Source organism: Kitasatospora indigofera (assembly GCF_014655955.1).
GTDB lineage: Bacteria > Actinomycetota > Actinomycetes > Streptomycetales > Streptomycetaceae > Kitasatospora > Kitasatospora indigofera.
Genome location: NZ_BNBO01000007.1, coordinates 84,698 through 99,961, shown reverse-complemented (window position 1 = coordinate 99,961; position 15,264 = coordinate 84,698). Strand labels below are relative to the sequence as shown.

Below are 15,264 nucleotides of genomic sequence, written 5' to 3'. Positions count from 1 at the left end.
TGGCGCGACGCCCCCGGGCGCGCCGCGGACCGTACCGTCACAGGTGCCAGTCCACCGGCGACTCGGGTTCGTAGACGCAGAGTGTGCCGGTGCGGACGGCGTTGGCCAGGTGCCGGCCCAGCGGCGGGTGGGCCCGGCCGATCCGGTCGAGCGCGGCACGGATCCGGGCGGTCACGGTGGTCCTGGCCCGCTCGGCGGTGGAGCCCGTCCGGCGCGGCCGGCCGCCGAGTCCGTACGCGGCGGACAGCTGGCCGACCAGGGCCTGCCGCTCGGCGGCGATCCGGGCCGAGCGGTCGGCGTCCCCGTCCCGGTCTGCCCCGGCCTCCTCCTGCTCCAGCTCCCGGAGCCGGGTCCGGTAGGCCTGTCGCGCCGTGGCGTCGATCAACTCCCCGGTGTCGCCGGGCGGGTGGAGCCCGTCCGGGTTCGCGCCGGCGGTACCGGCCGTGCCGCGTCCCGGGCCGGCCGCCGCGCCGACGAGGTCGAGGGCCGGTACGGGCCGGCCGGGGCGGGCCAGCAGGACGGCCAGGTCACGCAGGCCCTTGCTGTCGGCCAGGGTGACCTGCCGGCCGGCGAAGCGCAGCTCCCAGCCCTCCCCCGCCCGCCGGAAGACGCTCCGGCCATCCAGCTGCGTGCGGGTGCCCGCCTCCTGGGCGATCCTGGCGGCCGGCCCGGTCGCGCCGACGGCCCGGGCGGCGGCCAGCGCGGCGGTGAAGTGCCGCTCGGCCAGGGCCGGCTCGCCGAGGGCGGCGGCCAGCAGCCCGAGGTGGCGGTGGACCGGCCCGCGCACGGCGGCGCCGATGCCCTCCACCGCGAACAGGCCGGCGTACGGCGCCAGCCAGTCGTACAGCTGGCGGGCCGGCTCCGCCAACTCCCCTGCGGGGCCGGTCAGGCCGAGGACCTCCGCCGCCTGGGCCAGCATCGGCAGCCATTCGCTGTCCCTGGGGGCGGCCGGGAGCAGCGGGGCGACCGCCGCCAGCCGCCGCCGGGCCTCGGCCGGCTCGCCGAGCTGGGCCGCGATCAGGGCCTTGGTCACCCGGGGCCAGAGGCCGAGCGAGACGTCCAGCAGCGAGAGCTGCTCGGCGAGCGCCCGGATGCCCGCCCGGTCGTCGGTCTCGGCGAACAGGCACCAGCGCTGGGTGGCGGCGAGCAGCTCGGCGTTGTCGCTGCCGGCCCGCCGGCCGAGCGCGGTGACCCGGTCGAGGGCGGTGCGGACGTCGTCGAACCGGCCCTCCAGCAGCGCGCGCATGCCCTGCCAGAGCGGGACGTACCAGGCGTGCAGCGGCTGGCCAAGCGCGGTCGCGGTCACCTCGAAGGCCCGCACCTCCTGCTCCACCTCGGCGACCCGGCCGAGTTCCAGCAGCGCGACCACCCGCAGCCGCCGGCCCAGGAGTTCGGCGGGCGGGTCGGGCAGCCGGCGGGCCAGCCGGACGATCTCCGCGGACCGGTCGAGGCGTTCGGCGCAGTACGCCGGACCGGACCGGGCGTCGCAGAGCGCGGCCAGCGCGTAGGCCAGCGCCTGGTCGTCATGGCCGGCCCGGGCCGTGCGGACCGCCTCCTCGGCGAGGGCGGTCCGGTCCTGCTCCGGCTCGACCAGGGTGGCCGCGACCGAGAGCCGGGCGGCGACGGCGGCCAGCAGGTCGGCGCGCTCCGGGGGCAGCGCGGCCCTGGCCTCGCCCAGCAGGTCGAGCTGGGTGCGGTCCAGCAGGGCCACCTCGAACCCGGCCGGCCCGGCGCCGAGCCCGAGGGCCGCCCTGGCCAGCAGGTCCGGCCGGGCGCTGCGGCGGGCCAGCGCGGCGGCCCGCAGGAAGTCCGCCCGGGCCCCGGCCCGCTCCCCCGTGGCAGTCCGGGCCGTGCCCAGCTCGATCAGCAGCTCGGCCGGCGACGTGGCGGGCTCGGCGGCGGGCACAGCGGCGGTGGGCCGGGCGACGGGAGGCTGGGCTGCATCCGGCACGGCAGCGGGTCGGGCGGCCGCCGAGCCTTGGGCGGGAGCGGGAACCGGAGCCGAAGCGGGAGCGGGAGCGGGAGCGGGAACCGGAGCGGGAGCGCGGGCCGGGCCGGCGGACGCGTCGGGACCGGCGCCCGGGTCCGGCGGCCCGGCATCGGGCTCGCCGGCGGAGGCCAGGGCCAGCACGGCGGCCTCGTACCAGCGCACCGCGTCCTCGTACGCCAGCAGTCCGTACGCGCGCGCCCCCGCCCGGCGGGCGAATTCAGCCGCGCGCCGGGAGTGCTCCGGGCCGGCCAGCAGGAGCTGGTGGGCGACCTCGGCTGGGCCCACGTCCCGCCCCCGGGCGGCGAGTCCGGCCAGGACGTCCGCCGCCCGGTGGTGCCACCCGGCCTGCTCCCGGACGGACAAGGCGTCGTGGACGGCCTCCTGCGTCAGCTGGTGCCGGAAGGCTCCGCGGCCCGGCTCGGCCAGGGTGAGCAGCCCGGCGTCCACCGCCTGCCCGAGCACCGGACGCAGCTCCGCCAGCAGCACCCCGGCGACCTCGGCGAGCACCTCAAGGTCGAAGCCGGCGCCCAGCGCGGAAGCCGCACCCAGGACTCGCGCGCACTCCGGGGCGAGCGCCGCCACCCGGGCCTGCACGGCGGCCCGGACGGACACCGGCACCGGAGCGCCGCCCGGCCGCCGGAGCAGCTCGGTGACGAAGAAGGCGTCCCCACCGGTACGGGCGAGGAGCTCGCGCACCGCCGCCGGATCCGGCGGGCCGCCGGTCGCGGCCCGGGCCAGCGCGTGGACCTCCGCCTCGGCGAGCGGCCCGACCGGCAGGCAGCGGGCGGTGCGCAGCAGCGCCGCGAGCGCCGCCGTCCGGCCCCGCCAGGCCGTGTCGTCGTCCCGGGCGGTGGCCAGCAGCAGGACCGGGGCCGTACGGACCGCCGCCGCCAGCTCCAGCAGGAGCGTGACGGAGGAGGCGTCGGCCTCGTGCAGATCGTCGACGACCAGCAGCAGCGGACCGGCGGCCGCACCCTCCCGGACCAACGCGGCCAGGTCACCGGCCAGCCGGAGCCGCGCGGCCGCCGGGCCGGCGGCGGGGTCGGGGCCGGGGGCCGACTCGGGGACGGGGTCGGAGGCGGGGCCGGGCTCGGGGCGGGGCTCGGGACGGGGGGTCCGGGCGGTCACCGGAAGGGCCGGGCCCGCGACGTCCGGCACCTTGAGGACGGGAGCCTCGGCGGAAGGCGGGTCGGCCGGGCCGTGCCCGGCGATCAGCGCCCGCAGGCCGGGCGAGCGCCGGACCAGGCGGCCGCAGGCTGCACCGGCCGCCAGCTCACGGGCCACTTGCGACCAGGGGCGCAGCGCGCTGCCGGCCTCGCCGGGCGGGCACCAGACCCAGACCACCCGGAAGCCCTCGGCGGCCAGCACCGCCTCCTCCGCGAGGCGGGTCTTGCCCGCCCCGGCCGCGCCGGTCAGCGCGACCAGGCCGCCGCGGCCGGACCGGGTGTCGGCGAGCGCGTCGCCGATCTCGGCCAGCAGGTCGGCACGTCCGACGAAGGGGAGCCCAGGCATCGGCAGTCCTCCCGTCCCCGCTTCGAGCGTAGCCAGCCCGGGCCCGTCGCGCGGCCGGGCTCCGTGGGGGGCGGCGGCACCGGTGAGGCCAGTGAGGCTGTCGGGACCGGTGAGGCCGGTGAGCGGGCGGGCCCGGCGGCGGTCCGGCGGACGAGCCGGGCGGACGGGCAGGGCGGATGGACAAGGCGGATGGACAAGGCGGACGGGCAGGGCGGGTCACCCGGTCGCCAGCGGCCGGTAGTGGGTCACCTCGGGCGGGTGCACCAGGTAGCGCAGCTCGCCCTCGGCCCACACCGGCCGGATCCGCCACATCGGCCCCGCGTACCCGCGCAGGGCCGCCTCGTCCCGCCAACGGGTCACCACCAGCACCCGGTGGCCGTCGTCGGTCATCGACCGCAGCACCTCCCCGCCCAGACACCCGTCCGCCTCGGCCAGCCCCGGGAGCACCTCGGAGACCAGCAGTGCGCAGAACGCGTCCACGTGCCCCGCCAAGACCTGCGCGGCCCAGATCCGGACGATCACGGCTACCTCCTCCCACGGCCCGCGCCACCGTGGCCGCCCCTCGTCGGGGGACGAACCGGCCGGCTCGCGGACCCGCCGGGTATGTCACCCATTGTCCGCCCGGCGGGGCCCTTGCCGGGACGGGTGGCTTCGTCCAGCCGGTCGCACGCCGGCCGTCGGCCGCGCGGCCCCCGGACGGGCACGAGGCCGGTACGAGGCCGGTCGGAAGCCGTCACAGGGCCGGCGCCAGGCCGGTACCAGGCCGGTACGGGGCCAGTACGGGGCCGCTGTCCGGCAGCGGGCCGACCGCCGGGGGGCAAGGCCGGCGGTGACCGGCGGCGCGGCCTGCCGGGGCGGGGCCGTCCGACGGGTTTCACTGGTCCGATGGACTGCGTCTTCTGCGCGATCGTGGCCGGCGGGCTGCCCGCCCACCGGGTGCTGGACGACGAGGTGGCGGTGGCCTTCCTCGACCAGCGCCCGCTCTTCCCCGGGCACGTCCTGGTGGTGCCGCGGCAGCACCTGCGGACCGTCACCGACCTGCCCGTGGCCGATGTCGGGCCGTTCTTCGCGCGGGTGCAACTGGTCACCGCCGCGGTGGAGCGCGGGATGGCGGCGGCCGGCAGCTTCGTGGCGGCCAACAACCGGATCAGCCAGTCGGTGCCGCACCTGCACGTGCACGTGGTGCCCCGGAACCCGAAGGACGGGCTGCGCGGCTTCTTCTGGCCGCGCTCGCGCTACCCCGACGAGGCGACGGCCGCCGAGGTGGCCGCCCGGCTGCGGGCCGCCCTCGACTGAGCCCCGGCCGGGCGGGCCGGCCCGGCCGGAGAGGGCGCGCGGGGCTCAGGCCGGCGTACCCAGTTGGGTGGTGAAGCTGAAGCGGTCGCCGCGGTAGAGCGAGCGGACCCGCTCCACCGGCCGGCCGTCCTCGTCCCGGGTCAACCGGTGCAGCAGCAGCATCGGCAGCGCGGGCGGGGTGCCGATCAGCAGGGCCTCGCGCGGGGTGGCGAGGACGGTCTCGATCCGCTCGTCCGCGCCGCCGAAGCCGATGCCGAGCTTCTCCCCCAGGTAGGCGTAGAGCGAGGCCCCCGGGTCGAACTCGCGGTCCAGCGCGGGCACCCGGGCGACCGCGAGGTAGGTGCTCTCCAGGCCGACCCGCTCGCCGTCCGCGAGCAGCACGCGCTCCAGGTGCCAGACCGGGTCGCCGGGCTTCAGGCCCAACTGCCCGGCCAGCACGGCGTCGGCGGCGAAGGTCTCCAGGCCGATCAGGTTCCGGCCGGGGACGCGGCCCTGTCGCCGGACCCCCTCGGTGTAGCTGGCCAGCGACAGCGGCTGCTCCAGCTTCGGGCCCGCCACCACGGTGCTCCGGCCCCGCCGGCGCACCCGGCCCTGGATCAGCAGTTCGCGCAGCGCCTGCCGCAGGGTGTCCCGGGAGACCGCGAAGCGGGTCGCCAGGTCGCGCTCGGTGGGCAGCACCCCGCCCTCGCCGAGTTCGTCGAGCAGAGCGTCCAACTCGCCTTTGACCGCGTAGTACTTGGGCACCCGGCCGTGGTCCGGGATGCCCGACCTGATCGGCGCACCGGGGCCGGGGTAGTCGTTCACCCCGCCATCCTCGCAGATCCCGGTGGCCGCCCGGGTGCACGAACGGGCCGTGGCCCGGTTGCGACGGCGGCCGGTGCGGGGGCGGCGGCACGGCGGCCCCGCGCCGGTACCCGCGGACGGGCGCCCCGGCAGGGTCTCGTGGAGGTTTGCGGGAGATTTGGTCCATACCTATTGACAGGTATAGACCACTACTGTTGAGTCCCCATCAGTTCCGCCCCGGCCCGCACCCCGGTCGGGGCCCGGCCTCCCCACGGCCGGCCCCCCGCGGGACCGTCCTGTCCTCCAACTCGTGCGGCCCCCACCGCACCGAGGGGTGATGAAATGTCGATCCACAAGCGCGTGATGGCCATCCTGGCCGCCGTCGCGACAGCGATAGCGCTCGCCGTGCTCCTCCCCGCCTCCGCCTCGGCGGCAGGCTGTGCGACGCCCTGGAACTCGGCCACGGTCTACACCGCCGCCAGCGGCCAGGTCTCGTACAACTCGCACAACTGGTCCGCGAAGTGGTGGACCCAGAACGAGACCCCGGGCGGCTCCTCCGGCGTCTGGGCCGACCAGGGCAGCTGCTCCGGCGGCGGTGGCGGGACCACCCCGACCCCGACGTCCGGCACCGGCTGCACGTACCCGGCCTGGGTCGCCGGCCAGACGTACCTGACCGGCGCGATCGTCAAGTACACCAACGGCCAGTACTACCAGGCCACGCACGACAACCCCGGCTACGACCCGGTGATCAGCACCTGGTACTGGTCGCCGTACACCTGCACCGGCGGCGGGACGTCCCCGAGCCCGACGCAGACCGCCAACCCGGGCGGATTCCCGGTCAGCGAGGCTCAGTTCAACCAGATGTTCCCGAGCCGCAACCCCTTCTACACCTACGCCGGTCTGACCGCCGCGCTGAGCGCCTACCCCGGCTTCGCCGGCACCGGCAGCGACACCGTCCGCAAGCAGGAGGCCGCGGCCTTCCTCGCGAACGTCAGCCACGAGACCGGCGGGCTGGTCTACGTGGTCGAGCAGAACACCGCCAACTACCCGCACTACTGCGACACTTCGCAGTCGTACGGTTGCCCGGCCGGACAGTCCGCGTACTACGGTCGCGGCCCGATCCAGCTGAGCTGGAACTTCAACTACAAGGCCGCCGGCGACGCCCTGGGCATCGACCTGCTGCACAACCCGAACCTCGTGCAGACCGACGCCTCGGTCGCCTGGAAGACCGGCCTCTGGTACTGGAACACCCAGAACGGCCCGGGCACCATGACCGCGCACAACGCCATGGTCAACGGCTACGGCTTCGGTGAGACCATCCGCAGCATCAACGGCAGCCTGGAGTGCAACGGCGGCAACCCCGCCCAGGTCCAGAGCCGGATCAACTCGTACCAGAGCTTCGTCCAGATCCTCGGCACCACCGCCGGCAGCAACCTGAGCTGCTGACACCGGTCCTTGACGGACGGGGAGGGCGTGGCCTGCGGGCCGCGCCCTCCTCCGCGTTCCGGCACGCCCGGACGGCACCGACCCGCCGGATCGGCCACGGGTCGGCCGTACACGTCGTACGGTGGTCGGAGCGGGCCCGGGGGCACGGGACGCGGCGGCGCGGGTGGCGGGGAGGTCCGGTCATGCTCGGTGGAACGGTCGCGGTGGTCGGCGGAAGCATCGCGGGCTGCGCGTTCGCGGCGGCGGCCGCCCGGGGCGGCGCCCGGCGGGTGGTCGTCCTGGAGCGCTCCTACGGCGAACTGACGGACCGCGGGGTCGGCCTCTGCGTGCACGACGACCGGTACGCCGAACTCGCGGCGGCCGGCCACCTGGACGACGGCATCGCCTGGCACCGGCTCACCCGGCGGCACTGGCTGGCCGCCGACGGCTCCCCGCTCGGCCGGCTGCTCTGGGACCAGCCCTTCCCCTTCCGCTCCTACCACTGGGGCCTGCTCTGGCGCGGCCTGCGCGAACGGACCCCGGCCACCGTGGAGCACCGCCTCGGCGACCCGGTGGCGGGCGTCCGCAACACCTCCGCGGCGGCGGACGGAACCCCGGGCGCCGTCGTCCGGCTGGTCTCCGGCGGGGAGGAGCGCTTCGACCTGGTGGTCGGCGCGGACGGGTACCGCTCGGTGGTGCGCACGGCCGTCTGCCCCGAGGCCCGGCCCGGATACGCCGGGTACGTCTGCTGGCGCGGCAGCTTCCCCGCCGAACGACTGGCGGCACTGGACCACCTGGCCGGCCCCGCCGACCTGGCCTGGCCGGCCGAGCACGCCGCCACGGTCTGCTTTCCCGGCGGCCAGTGCGTGCTCTACCGGATCCCCGGCCAGGAGCCCGGCCGGCCGATGGTCAACTGGGTCTTCTACGCCCCGCCGCCCGCCGCCGGCCTGCGGCTGGAGGACCCGACCAGCATCCCGCCGGGCGCCGCCACCGAGGAGCTGACCGCGCATGTCGCGCTGCTCGCCGAGCGGCACCTCCCGCCCTACTGGGCCTCCCTGATCGCCCTCACCCCGCCCGAGCGGACCTTCCTGCAGCCGATCTACGACCTCGACACCCCGCGCCGCACCTCGGGCCGCCTGCTGCTGGCCGGTGACGCCGCCACCGTGGTGCGCCCGCACAACACCAGCGGCGCCGCCAAGGCCGTTCAGGACGCCGTCGCCTTCGAGGACGCCTGGCGGCGGTCCGCCTCGTGGGAGGACCTGCTCGCCACCTACGAGCGCGAGCGCGGCGAGGCAGGGCGCGCGCTGGTCACGCTCGGCCGCCGCCTCGGCCGGGCCCAGGTCGAGCAGGCACCCGACTGGACGACGATGGACCCCGCACGCACGGCCGCCTGGTGGGACGAGCAACTGGCGGGCACGGCCGGCTTCGGCGGACACGCGTTCCGGAGCCCGGTGGTACCGGTGGCCGGGCCGCCGGCCTCCTGAGCCCGGCCGCCTGCTGCAGCCTGCGGGGTAGAGGCCGCAGACGGCTCCCCTGCCGGCCGGGCGCTGCCCCTCGGGCCGGGCCGGCAGTCCCGTACTCCGGGCGGGCGCACGGGCCCCGGAGGACCGGAGCACCGGACACCTGCTTCCCCGAGCAAGGACGGGCCCGGAGGCTCCCGGCCCGTACTCCGGCCGGGTGGCGGGCGGTGGCCGCCGGGTGCGTCGCGGCGCACCGGCCGGGCGGGTGGGAAAGCATCGCGACTGCACCCTTGCGGGTCCAGCGCCGCCCCGGGGCCGAGGGCCGGGCCGAGGGCCGACCGAGGGCCCGGCCCCGCCGGCGCTCCCCGCCCGTCGAGATCCGGAGAGGCCACTGATGACGACCGTCGTGTACCGCGTCGACGCACCCCCGAGCGGCATCGAGAAGACCGGGAACGGCTCGAACCCGACCGACGAGCAGATGGCCGAGGAGACGAAGACCCGGCAGGCCTTCGTCGACGCCGTCTCACCCCACCTCTCGGCCCTGCTGGAACGGCCCGCCCAGCGCTCCGGGAACGTCAGCGCGATCGAGCTGATCGGCGGCAACAGCTGGTCCGAGCTGAGCCACTACGTCCTGCTGGTGACGGTCGACACCGGCGACCCCGGGATCGCCTTCGACTCCTTCGTCCCGCCCGGCACGCTGGTCGAGGCGATCGGCTCCTACGGCCCGGTCGCACAGTGGCCGGACGGGGACGGGAGCTGAGCGAACACCGGGCGGCTGCGCGGCTGTCGCGAGTCCGCACGCTCGGCTGGGTGCTGCCCGGCTGCCGCGAGGGCTGCACGGCTCGGCGGGGAGCTGCGCGGCCGGTGGGCGATTCCGGGGAATGGACCGACCGGTCGGTTCACTGGCGGCGAGGCGGGCTTAATAGACCGACCGGTCTACTGATAAGCGAGACGGATCCGCCGGACCGACCGGTCGGTCCATTGGCACCCCGGGCGAGCCCGCTGGATCGTGCCCGGCAAGGTCACGGTGCAGCAGCCCTCACTCCGAAGTGGCGTCCACGTGTGTGCGAGGGTCTGCACGTGGCCAACCAGGATCGCGGCTTGATCCGCGAGCTCGTACTCGCGGACGGAATGAGCCCGGCAGACTCGGCTCTCGTTCATCGAGAAGCACTTCGCACGCTGCGCTCCGGCATCGACGCGGCCCACCTCGACGCCCATGACGGGGTGACGAGTAGCGGGCTTGTCGCACCTGGTGGCGGTTGCACAGGCTGCTTCAGGCGGGCGAAGTGTCGTTCGACCACGAGACGGACCCGTGGATGCCCCCGCCAGCGGCGGGGAGCCGGCCGCGCAGGGCCCGCGCTGTCGGGGGTCGGCGGCCTGACCCCGGCCTCGGGGACCATCGCAACGGTCTCCGAAGCCGCAGCAGGCGCCCAATGACCCTGCTGCGATACGCCTTGTCACCAGGACCCGATCCGGCACCGCGCACGGGCGCCCCACGACAGTGGGCGAGACGCGGATGCCGCGAAGGACCTGGCCGAACACGGTGGCCGGCGTCGCCAACGGTGCCGGGCGTGAGCACGCGCGAGCGGGATGGGCGAAGCGCCCGTAGGTAGCCGTCCCCCATCGGCCACCTGCTGATGATCGGGGGATGGACCACCACGCCAATCGTCACGCGGCGAAAGGGGCTCGATCTGCTCCCACGTCACATCCATCACCTCGTCCTCTGCCTGCCACGTGATCAGCTTCGGACAGGCCCTGGACCGACCGGTCTACCGATACACGGGACAGGATCCGCTGGACCGACCGGTCTACCGAAACGCCACAGACCCACCGGACACCCACTGGACCGACCGGTCTACCGAATCTGCACGAGCCTCTACTGGACCGACCGGTCTACTGATGCCCGACCGAGCCCCGCAGGCCCCGGCGCCGACACGGGCAAGATGACCGGCGAGCCTCGCGGACCCGGTCAGGGACAGGCGGCTAGAGCGGACCCACCAGCAGCAACACCCACCGCCGAAGGCATCGCACTCGTGGGCGCGGCCCCGTCCGGCCGCACAAGGAAGCCGACGGAATGCACCAGCCCGAGAGGCATCACCCCGGCGACCCGAGCACTCCCGACCATGGCGGCACCCGAGCCCCGGACCGAGGACGCCTGAGCCTCCGTCGGGGATGCCCTGGCCCCCACGGCCGCACCTGCCCCTTCGACACCCGCCACGCCACCGACGCACCACCAGCACCAGCACCAGCACCACCAGCACCACCACCACCGCACATCAGCACCTCGCCGCCGTCACCCCACCCCCACCACCCCACCACCACCGCCCTGCGACTGCACAGCCACCGAGCCCACCAGGCAAAGCAGTTCGCCCACCGACGACCTGGCGGGATGTCGTGAGATCTCCGTCACATCCCGTGACCCACAGTTTCAACCGCTCAACTGTCGGTACCGCGCTGACCTGCGACGACTCGGGCTGAGATGACACCACATCAGAGAAGCCGACGGGGGAAATGCAGAGTTGATCTTGTTTGTCCACCTATTTCTACGGTTGACTCTCGCGGGTGTCTGCGGCGGGATCGGGGGTTACCGTCCTCCTGCGAGATCCACGAAGGCCTGAAAGTGCGTTGGCACTTGAGGCCTGACGAGATTGTGAGCACCGTTGCGTAAAAGGATGACGGAGCGCCGGCGCCCCGGCGGGGCGTTGAGCGGCCCGGCCGACGAGGGCACCGCGCGTACCGGGTCGGCTCAGGCCGGCGCACCGATGCCCGGCCGCTTCCCACGCCCCCTCGCCTGTTGTCTGGCGGTGCTCTCGCTCTCCGGCTGCGGAGCGGTGACGGACGGCTCCGCCGTGCCCGCGCTCTGGGGCGCCGGCGCGGCCGTGGTCCTCGCCGGCGGCAGCGCGTACGTCGCCCGCCGGGCGACCGCCCGTCCGCTGCTGCGCGCCCGGGACCAGGCCGAGCGGAACCTGGACGCCCTGATGCAGGAGCGGCACGGCCTGACCGCCGAGCGGGAGACCCAGGACCGCCGGCTGCACGCCTACGCCGGCGAGCGGCAGCAGTTGCTCCACGAGCGTGAGCAGCTGCTCCGCACCCTGGACGAGCTGACCCGGCAGTCGGAGGAGACCGCCGAGCGGCAGGCCGGGACCGACGCCCTGGTCACCGAACTCTCGGCCGAGCGGGACGTCCTGACGGCGGCCCGCGACGCGCTCGTGCTGGAGCGGGACGCGCTGGCCAAGGAGCGCGACGAGCTGGAGGGCAGCGTCGACTCCACCTTCGTGAACCTCGCGATGCGCACCCTGACCCTGGTCGAGCGCCAGCTGGTGCTGATCGAGGCACTGGAGGGGCGCGAGGCCGACCCGGCCCAGCTGGAGAGCCTGTTCCGGCTCGACCACCTCGCCACCCGGATGCGCCGCAACAGCGAGAACATGCTGCTGCTGGCCGGCCTGGAGAACAGCCACCGGAGCCGCAAGACGGTCACCCTGCTGGACGTGGCCCGGGCCGCCGTCTCCGAGATCGAGCGGTACGAGCGGGTCAAGCTCGGCTTCCTGGCCTCCATCCGGCTCAGCGGCGCGGTGGCCGACGACACCAGCCACCTTGTCGCCGAACTGCTGGAGAACGCCACCGCCTTCTCGCCCCCGCAGGACCAGGTCGAGGTCGGCGGCTGGCTGCTCGACAACGGCGAGCTGATGATCTCCGTGGTGGACCGCGGCATCGGCCTGCCCGGCGAGCGGCTGCGCGCCCTCAACGAGCAGCTCTCCGAGCCGTCCGAGCCCGGCAGCGACCGCCGTGACGCCTTGCTGGCCGGCGCCCTGACCGGGCGGAGCATGGGCCTGTTCGTGGTCGCCCGGCTCGCCCGCCGGCACGGCATCCGGGTCCAGCTGCGGGAGAACGCCCAGGGCGGCGGCATCACCGCCATGGTGATGCTCCCCCGGGAGGCCCTCCAGCAGGACGCCGTCACCAACACCGACCTGGACGACCAGCGCCGCGCGGAGCGGACCGTCAGCTCGGCGGCCGAGAGCGCCCGCATCCAGGCCGAGGCCCTGGCGGCCGCGCAGGCCCGCCCGGCGGTCCCGGCGCCCCGCCCCGAGGCCGTGGTCCCGGGCGGGGAGCCGCCCGTCCTGCCGCGCCGCAAGCCCGCGAATCAGACGCCCCCGACCGCCCCCGCCCCGGCCGCAACGGCCCCGGCGGCGGCAGCCCCGGCAGCCCCGGCAGCGGCAGCCGATGCAGCGGCGGCCGGGCACGGCCCGCAGGACGTCGCGACGACCCCACCGGCCGCCGTGGAACAGCCCGCCGAACAGCCTGCCGAACAGCCCGTGGCGCAGCCCGTGGAACAGCCCCCGGCCGACCCCTCCTCCCCCGTCCGGCCCGACGAGCAGGCCGCCCGGCACGGCCGGGCGGACGAGCGGATACCCGAGCAGCCCCGGGACGGCGCCCGCGCCCCCGAACGCGGGACGCTGCCGGACGACGCCCCCGTCACCTCGCTCGGTCTGCCGCGCCGGATCCCTCGCGGCAACGGCCTGCCCGGTACCGGGGAGACCCCCACCTCCGGCCTGCGCCGCCTGGCGGTCGAGGAGAGCACGCCGGCCCGGACCGCGCCTCCGGCGGCCGACGGCGGCCGGCCCGCGGCGGGGCAGCAGCCTGTCACCGGGCAGCCCGTCGCCGAGCAGCACGCCCCCGCCCGGTCGGGCGTCTCCCCCGAGGAGCTCCGTCGCAGACTGGGCGTCTTCCAGGGCGGACTGCGCCGGGCCGCCCGGGACTCGGCCCTAGCCGCCCCTGCCGCCGCCCACCCGGAGCAGGCGCCCACCACGCCACCCACCGGGGACCGACCCACCGAGCACCGGCCCGACGGGGAACGGCCCACCGGCGACCGGCCCGACGAGAACCCACCCACCGGCGACCGGCCCGACGAGGACCGGATCACCGAGAACCGGCCCACCACCACCGGGCCCAGCACGGCCGCGCCCACCACCACCGGGCCCACCACCCCGCCCACCACAGCCCCGCCCACCACAATCCGGCCGGCCGTCCCGCCGCTCACCGACCCGTCGGCAGCGCCGGCGGCGGAGCGCCCGCAGGACCCGGCCGCCGAGGGGGACAACCGATGAACTATTCCGGACACCTGGTACAGGCGGGCGACGGTACGCCCGGTCCCGCCGCGGTCAGCCAGGCCGCCAGCAGCGTGCGGTGGCTGCTCAACGACTTCCTCGGCTCGGTCGCGGGCGTGGTCGACGCCGTGGTGGTCTCCTCGGACGGCCTGCTGCTCGCCGACTCGCGGGACGGCTCCCGCTCCGAGCAACTGGCCGCGATCGTCTCGGCGCTGACCAGCCTGGCGGCCGGCGCGGCCGGCTCGCTGGCCCGCGGCGCCGTGAAACAGACCATGGTGACGATGGACCAGGGACATCTCGTGGTGATGGCGATCAGCGACGGCTCCTGCCTCGGTGTGTACGCCTCCCTCGAATGCGATCTGGGCGTGGTCGCCTACCAGATGGCGCTGCTCGTGGAGCGCGCCGGACATGCGCTGACGCCGCAGGTGCGCAGCGAACTCCACCGGGCGATGGCCGTCCGATGAGGTCTAGGGAGGTGGGAAGCATGGCCGGCAGCGACAACGGCGGTACGTACGGGGCAGAGCAGGGCCACGCTCTGCGCGCACAACGGACCACGACGGCCCGGCCGGGCCAGGGGCGTTCGTCCCGGGTGCGGCCGTACACCATCACCCGGGGCAGGACGCGGTTCACCCGCGTGCTGCTGGTGGAAACGCTGGTGTCGGCGCTCAACCGGCCGACCGACCCGGCGGACCGGGCGCTGCCCGAGCTGGCGGCGATCTGCGAGCTGTGCCGGGGTCAGATGCGCTCGGTCGCGGAGATCTCGGCCCTGCTGCGGATCCCGTTGGGGGTCGTCAAGGTGCTGGTCAGCGATCTCGCCGACCAGGGCCGGATCAGGGTGCACGGCACGGACTCGGCGGGGGCCCCGGGCGGGGCGGGCGAGGCGCACGGCACGTCGAAGCGTGATCTGCTGGAGAAGGTGCTGGGTGGACTTCGCAAGCTCTGAGGCCGCAAGGGAGCGGCCCTCAGTCGTACCAACTGCCCCGGCAGTACCGGGCGCACCGGGTGCGCCCGACCGGGCGGACCTGCCCCCGGGCGTCCCGCTGATCGCGGGCACGGCCACCTCCACCAAGATCGTGGTGGCGGGCGGCTTCGGCGTGGGCAAGACCACCTTCGTCGGCTCGGTCTCCGAGATACCCCCGCTGACCACCGAGGCGGTGATGACCGAGGCCAGCGTCGGGCTCGACGACACCGGTGCCGTCCCGGGCAAGGCCACCACCACGGTGGCGATGGACTTCGGCCGGATCAGCCTGGAGTCCGACCTGGTGCTCTACCTCTTCGGCACGCCGGGGCAGGGCCGGTTCTGGTTCATGTGGGACGACCTGGTCCGCGGCGCCGTCGGCGCGGTGATCCTGGCGGACACCCGCCGGCCGGCCGACTGCTTCCCCGCGCTGGACTACTTCGAGGGCACCGGACTGCCGTTCGTCGTGGCGGTCAACCAGTTCGACGGGGCCCCGGTCTACTCGACCGAGGCCGTCCGGGACTCCCTCGCCCTGCCGGAGCACATCCCGCTGCTGCTCTGCGACGCGCGGGAGCGGGCGTCCTCGGTCGAGGTGCTGACCGCCCTGGTCGTGCACGCGCTGGCCCAGGAGTCGGCGCAGGCCGGGCGCCTCTGACCGGCCGGGCCGCTCCGGCACGGCGGCACCTCCGGCACCTCCCGGGCCGGCCGGGCCCCGGCCGGTCCGGTCCGGGGGCG

The 15,264-nt window shown here is 75.7% G+C and carries 11 protein-coding genes; 8 read left to right on the top strand and 3 right to left on the bottom strand.

Annotated elements, in window-relative coordinates; genetic code table 11:
- Positions 1-37 precede the first annotated feature (37 nt).
- Both IE329_RS09495 and IE329_RS09490 read right to left on the bottom strand, forming a co-directional pair.
- Entirely contained in the window at positions 38-3,502 is a 3,465-nt protein-coding gene (locus tag IE329_RS09495; protein WP_190210407.1) for an ATP-binding protein, read from the bottom strand.
- Between the two features lie 216 nt (positions 3,503-3,718).
- Positions 3,719-4,024 (bottom strand): antibiotic biosynthesis monooxygenase family protein, encoded by a 306-nt coding sequence (locus tag IE329_RS09490; protein ID WP_190210406.1) that lies wholly within the window; start codon positions 4,022-4,024, stop codon positions 3,719-3,721.
- Positions 4,025-4,387: 363 nt separating this feature from the next.
- On the opposite strand from IE329_RS09490, the gene IE329_RS09485 reads away from it, so the two are divergent.
- Positions 4,388-4,798 (top strand): HIT family protein, encoded by a 411-nt coding sequence (locus IE329_RS09485; RefSeq protein WP_190210405.1) that lies wholly within the window; start codon positions 4,388-4,390, stop codon positions 4,796-4,798.
- 45 nt (positions 4,799-4,843) lie between these two features.
- Here the strand turns inward: IE329_RS09485 and IE329_RS09480 are convergent, their stop codons facing one another.
- Positions 4,844-5,602 (bottom strand): GntR family transcriptional regulator, encoded by a 759-nt coding sequence (locus IE329_RS09480; protein ID WP_190210404.1) that lies wholly within the window; start codon positions 5,600-5,602, stop codon positions 4,844-4,846.
- A gap of 327 nt (positions 5,603-5,929) precedes the next feature.
- Between IE329_RS09480 and IE329_RS09475 the strand changes: the two genes are divergently transcribed.
- From IE329_RS09475 to IE329_RS09445, 7 genes are all read left to right on the top strand, one after another.
- The gene (locus IE329_RS09475; RefSeq protein ID WP_370882339.1) at positions 5,930-7,027 is read left to right on the top strand and encodes a glycoside hydrolase family 19 protein; all 1,098 of its coding nucleotides are present in this window, start codon (positions 5,930-5,932) and stop codon (positions 7,025-7,027) included.
- Between the two features lie 182 nt (positions 7,028-7,209).
- The gene (locus IE329_RS09470) at positions 7,210-8,490 is read left to right on the top strand and encodes an FAD-dependent monooxygenase (RefSeq protein WP_190210403.1); all 1,281 of its coding nucleotides are present in this window, start codon (positions 7,210-7,212) and stop codon (positions 8,488-8,490) included.
- A gap of 370 nt (positions 8,491-8,860) precedes the next feature.
- Complete coding sequence (locus IE329_RS09465; protein ID WP_190210402.1) at positions 8,861-9,226, top strand: hypothetical protein; 366 nt, start codon at positions 8,861-8,863, stop codon at positions 9,224-9,226.
- A gap of 1,912 nt (positions 9,227-11,138) precedes the next feature.
- Positions 11,139-13,571, top strand: a complete 2,433-nt coding sequence (locus IE329_RS40430) for an ATP-binding protein (RefSeq protein ID WP_229927288.1) — start codon at positions 11,139-11,141, stop codon at positions 13,569-13,571.
- Positions 13,568-14,035: a roadblock/LC7 domain-containing protein gene (locus tag IE329_RS09455; protein ID WP_190210401.1), complete on the top strand. Its 468-nt coding sequence runs from the start codon at positions 13,568-13,570 to the stop codon at positions 14,033-14,035. Before IE329_RS40430 ends, IE329_RS09455 begins: the two co-directional genes overlap by 4 nt.
- 20 nt (positions 14,036-14,055) lie before the next feature.
- On the top strand, positions 14,056-14,514 hold the full coding sequence (locus tag IE329_RS09450; RefSeq protein ID WP_190210400.1) for a DUF742 domain-containing protein: 459 nt from the start codon (positions 14,056-14,058) through the stop codon (positions 14,512-14,514).
- Complete coding sequence (locus IE329_RS09445; RefSeq protein WP_190210399.1) at positions 14,495-15,184, top strand: GTP-binding protein; 690 nt, start codon at positions 14,495-14,497, stop codon at positions 15,182-15,184. The genes IE329_RS09450 and IE329_RS09445 overlap by 20 nt, the downstream gene beginning before the upstream one ends.
- Positions 15,185-15,264: the final 80 nt, after the last annotated feature.

What these genes read in the sequence shown, in the direction of transcription:
- IE329_RS09495 (WP_190210407.1), bottom strand. Translation starts at nt 3,502, where the DNA reads ATGCCTGGGCTCCCCTTCGTCGGACGTGCCGACCTGCTGGCCGAGATC.
- IE329_RS09485 (WP_190210405.1), top strand. Translation starts at nt 4,388, where the DNA reads ATGGACTGCGTCTTCTGCGCGATCGTGGCCGGCGGGCTGCCCGCCCAC.
- IE329_RS09470 (WP_190210403.1), top strand. Translation starts at nt 7,210, where the DNA reads ATGCTCGGTGGAACGGTCGCGGTGGTCGGCGGAAGCATCGCGGGCTGC.
- IE329_RS09465 (WP_190210402.1), top strand. Translation starts at nt 8,861, where the DNA reads ATGACGACCGTCGTGTACCGCGTCGACGCACCCCCGAGCGGCATCGAG.
- IE329_RS40430 (WP_229927288.1), top strand. Translation starts at nt 11,139, where the DNA reads ATGACGGAGCGCCGGCGCCCCGGCGGGGCGTTGAGCGGCCCGGCCGAC.
- IE329_RS09455 (WP_190210401.1), top strand. Translation starts at nt 13,568, where the DNA reads ATGAACTATTCCGGACACCTGGTACAGGCGGGCGACGGTACGCCCGGT.
- IE329_RS09450 (WP_190210400.1), top strand. Translation starts at nt 14,056, where the DNA reads ATGGCCGGCAGCGACAACGGCGGTACGTACGGGGCAGAGCAGGGCCAC.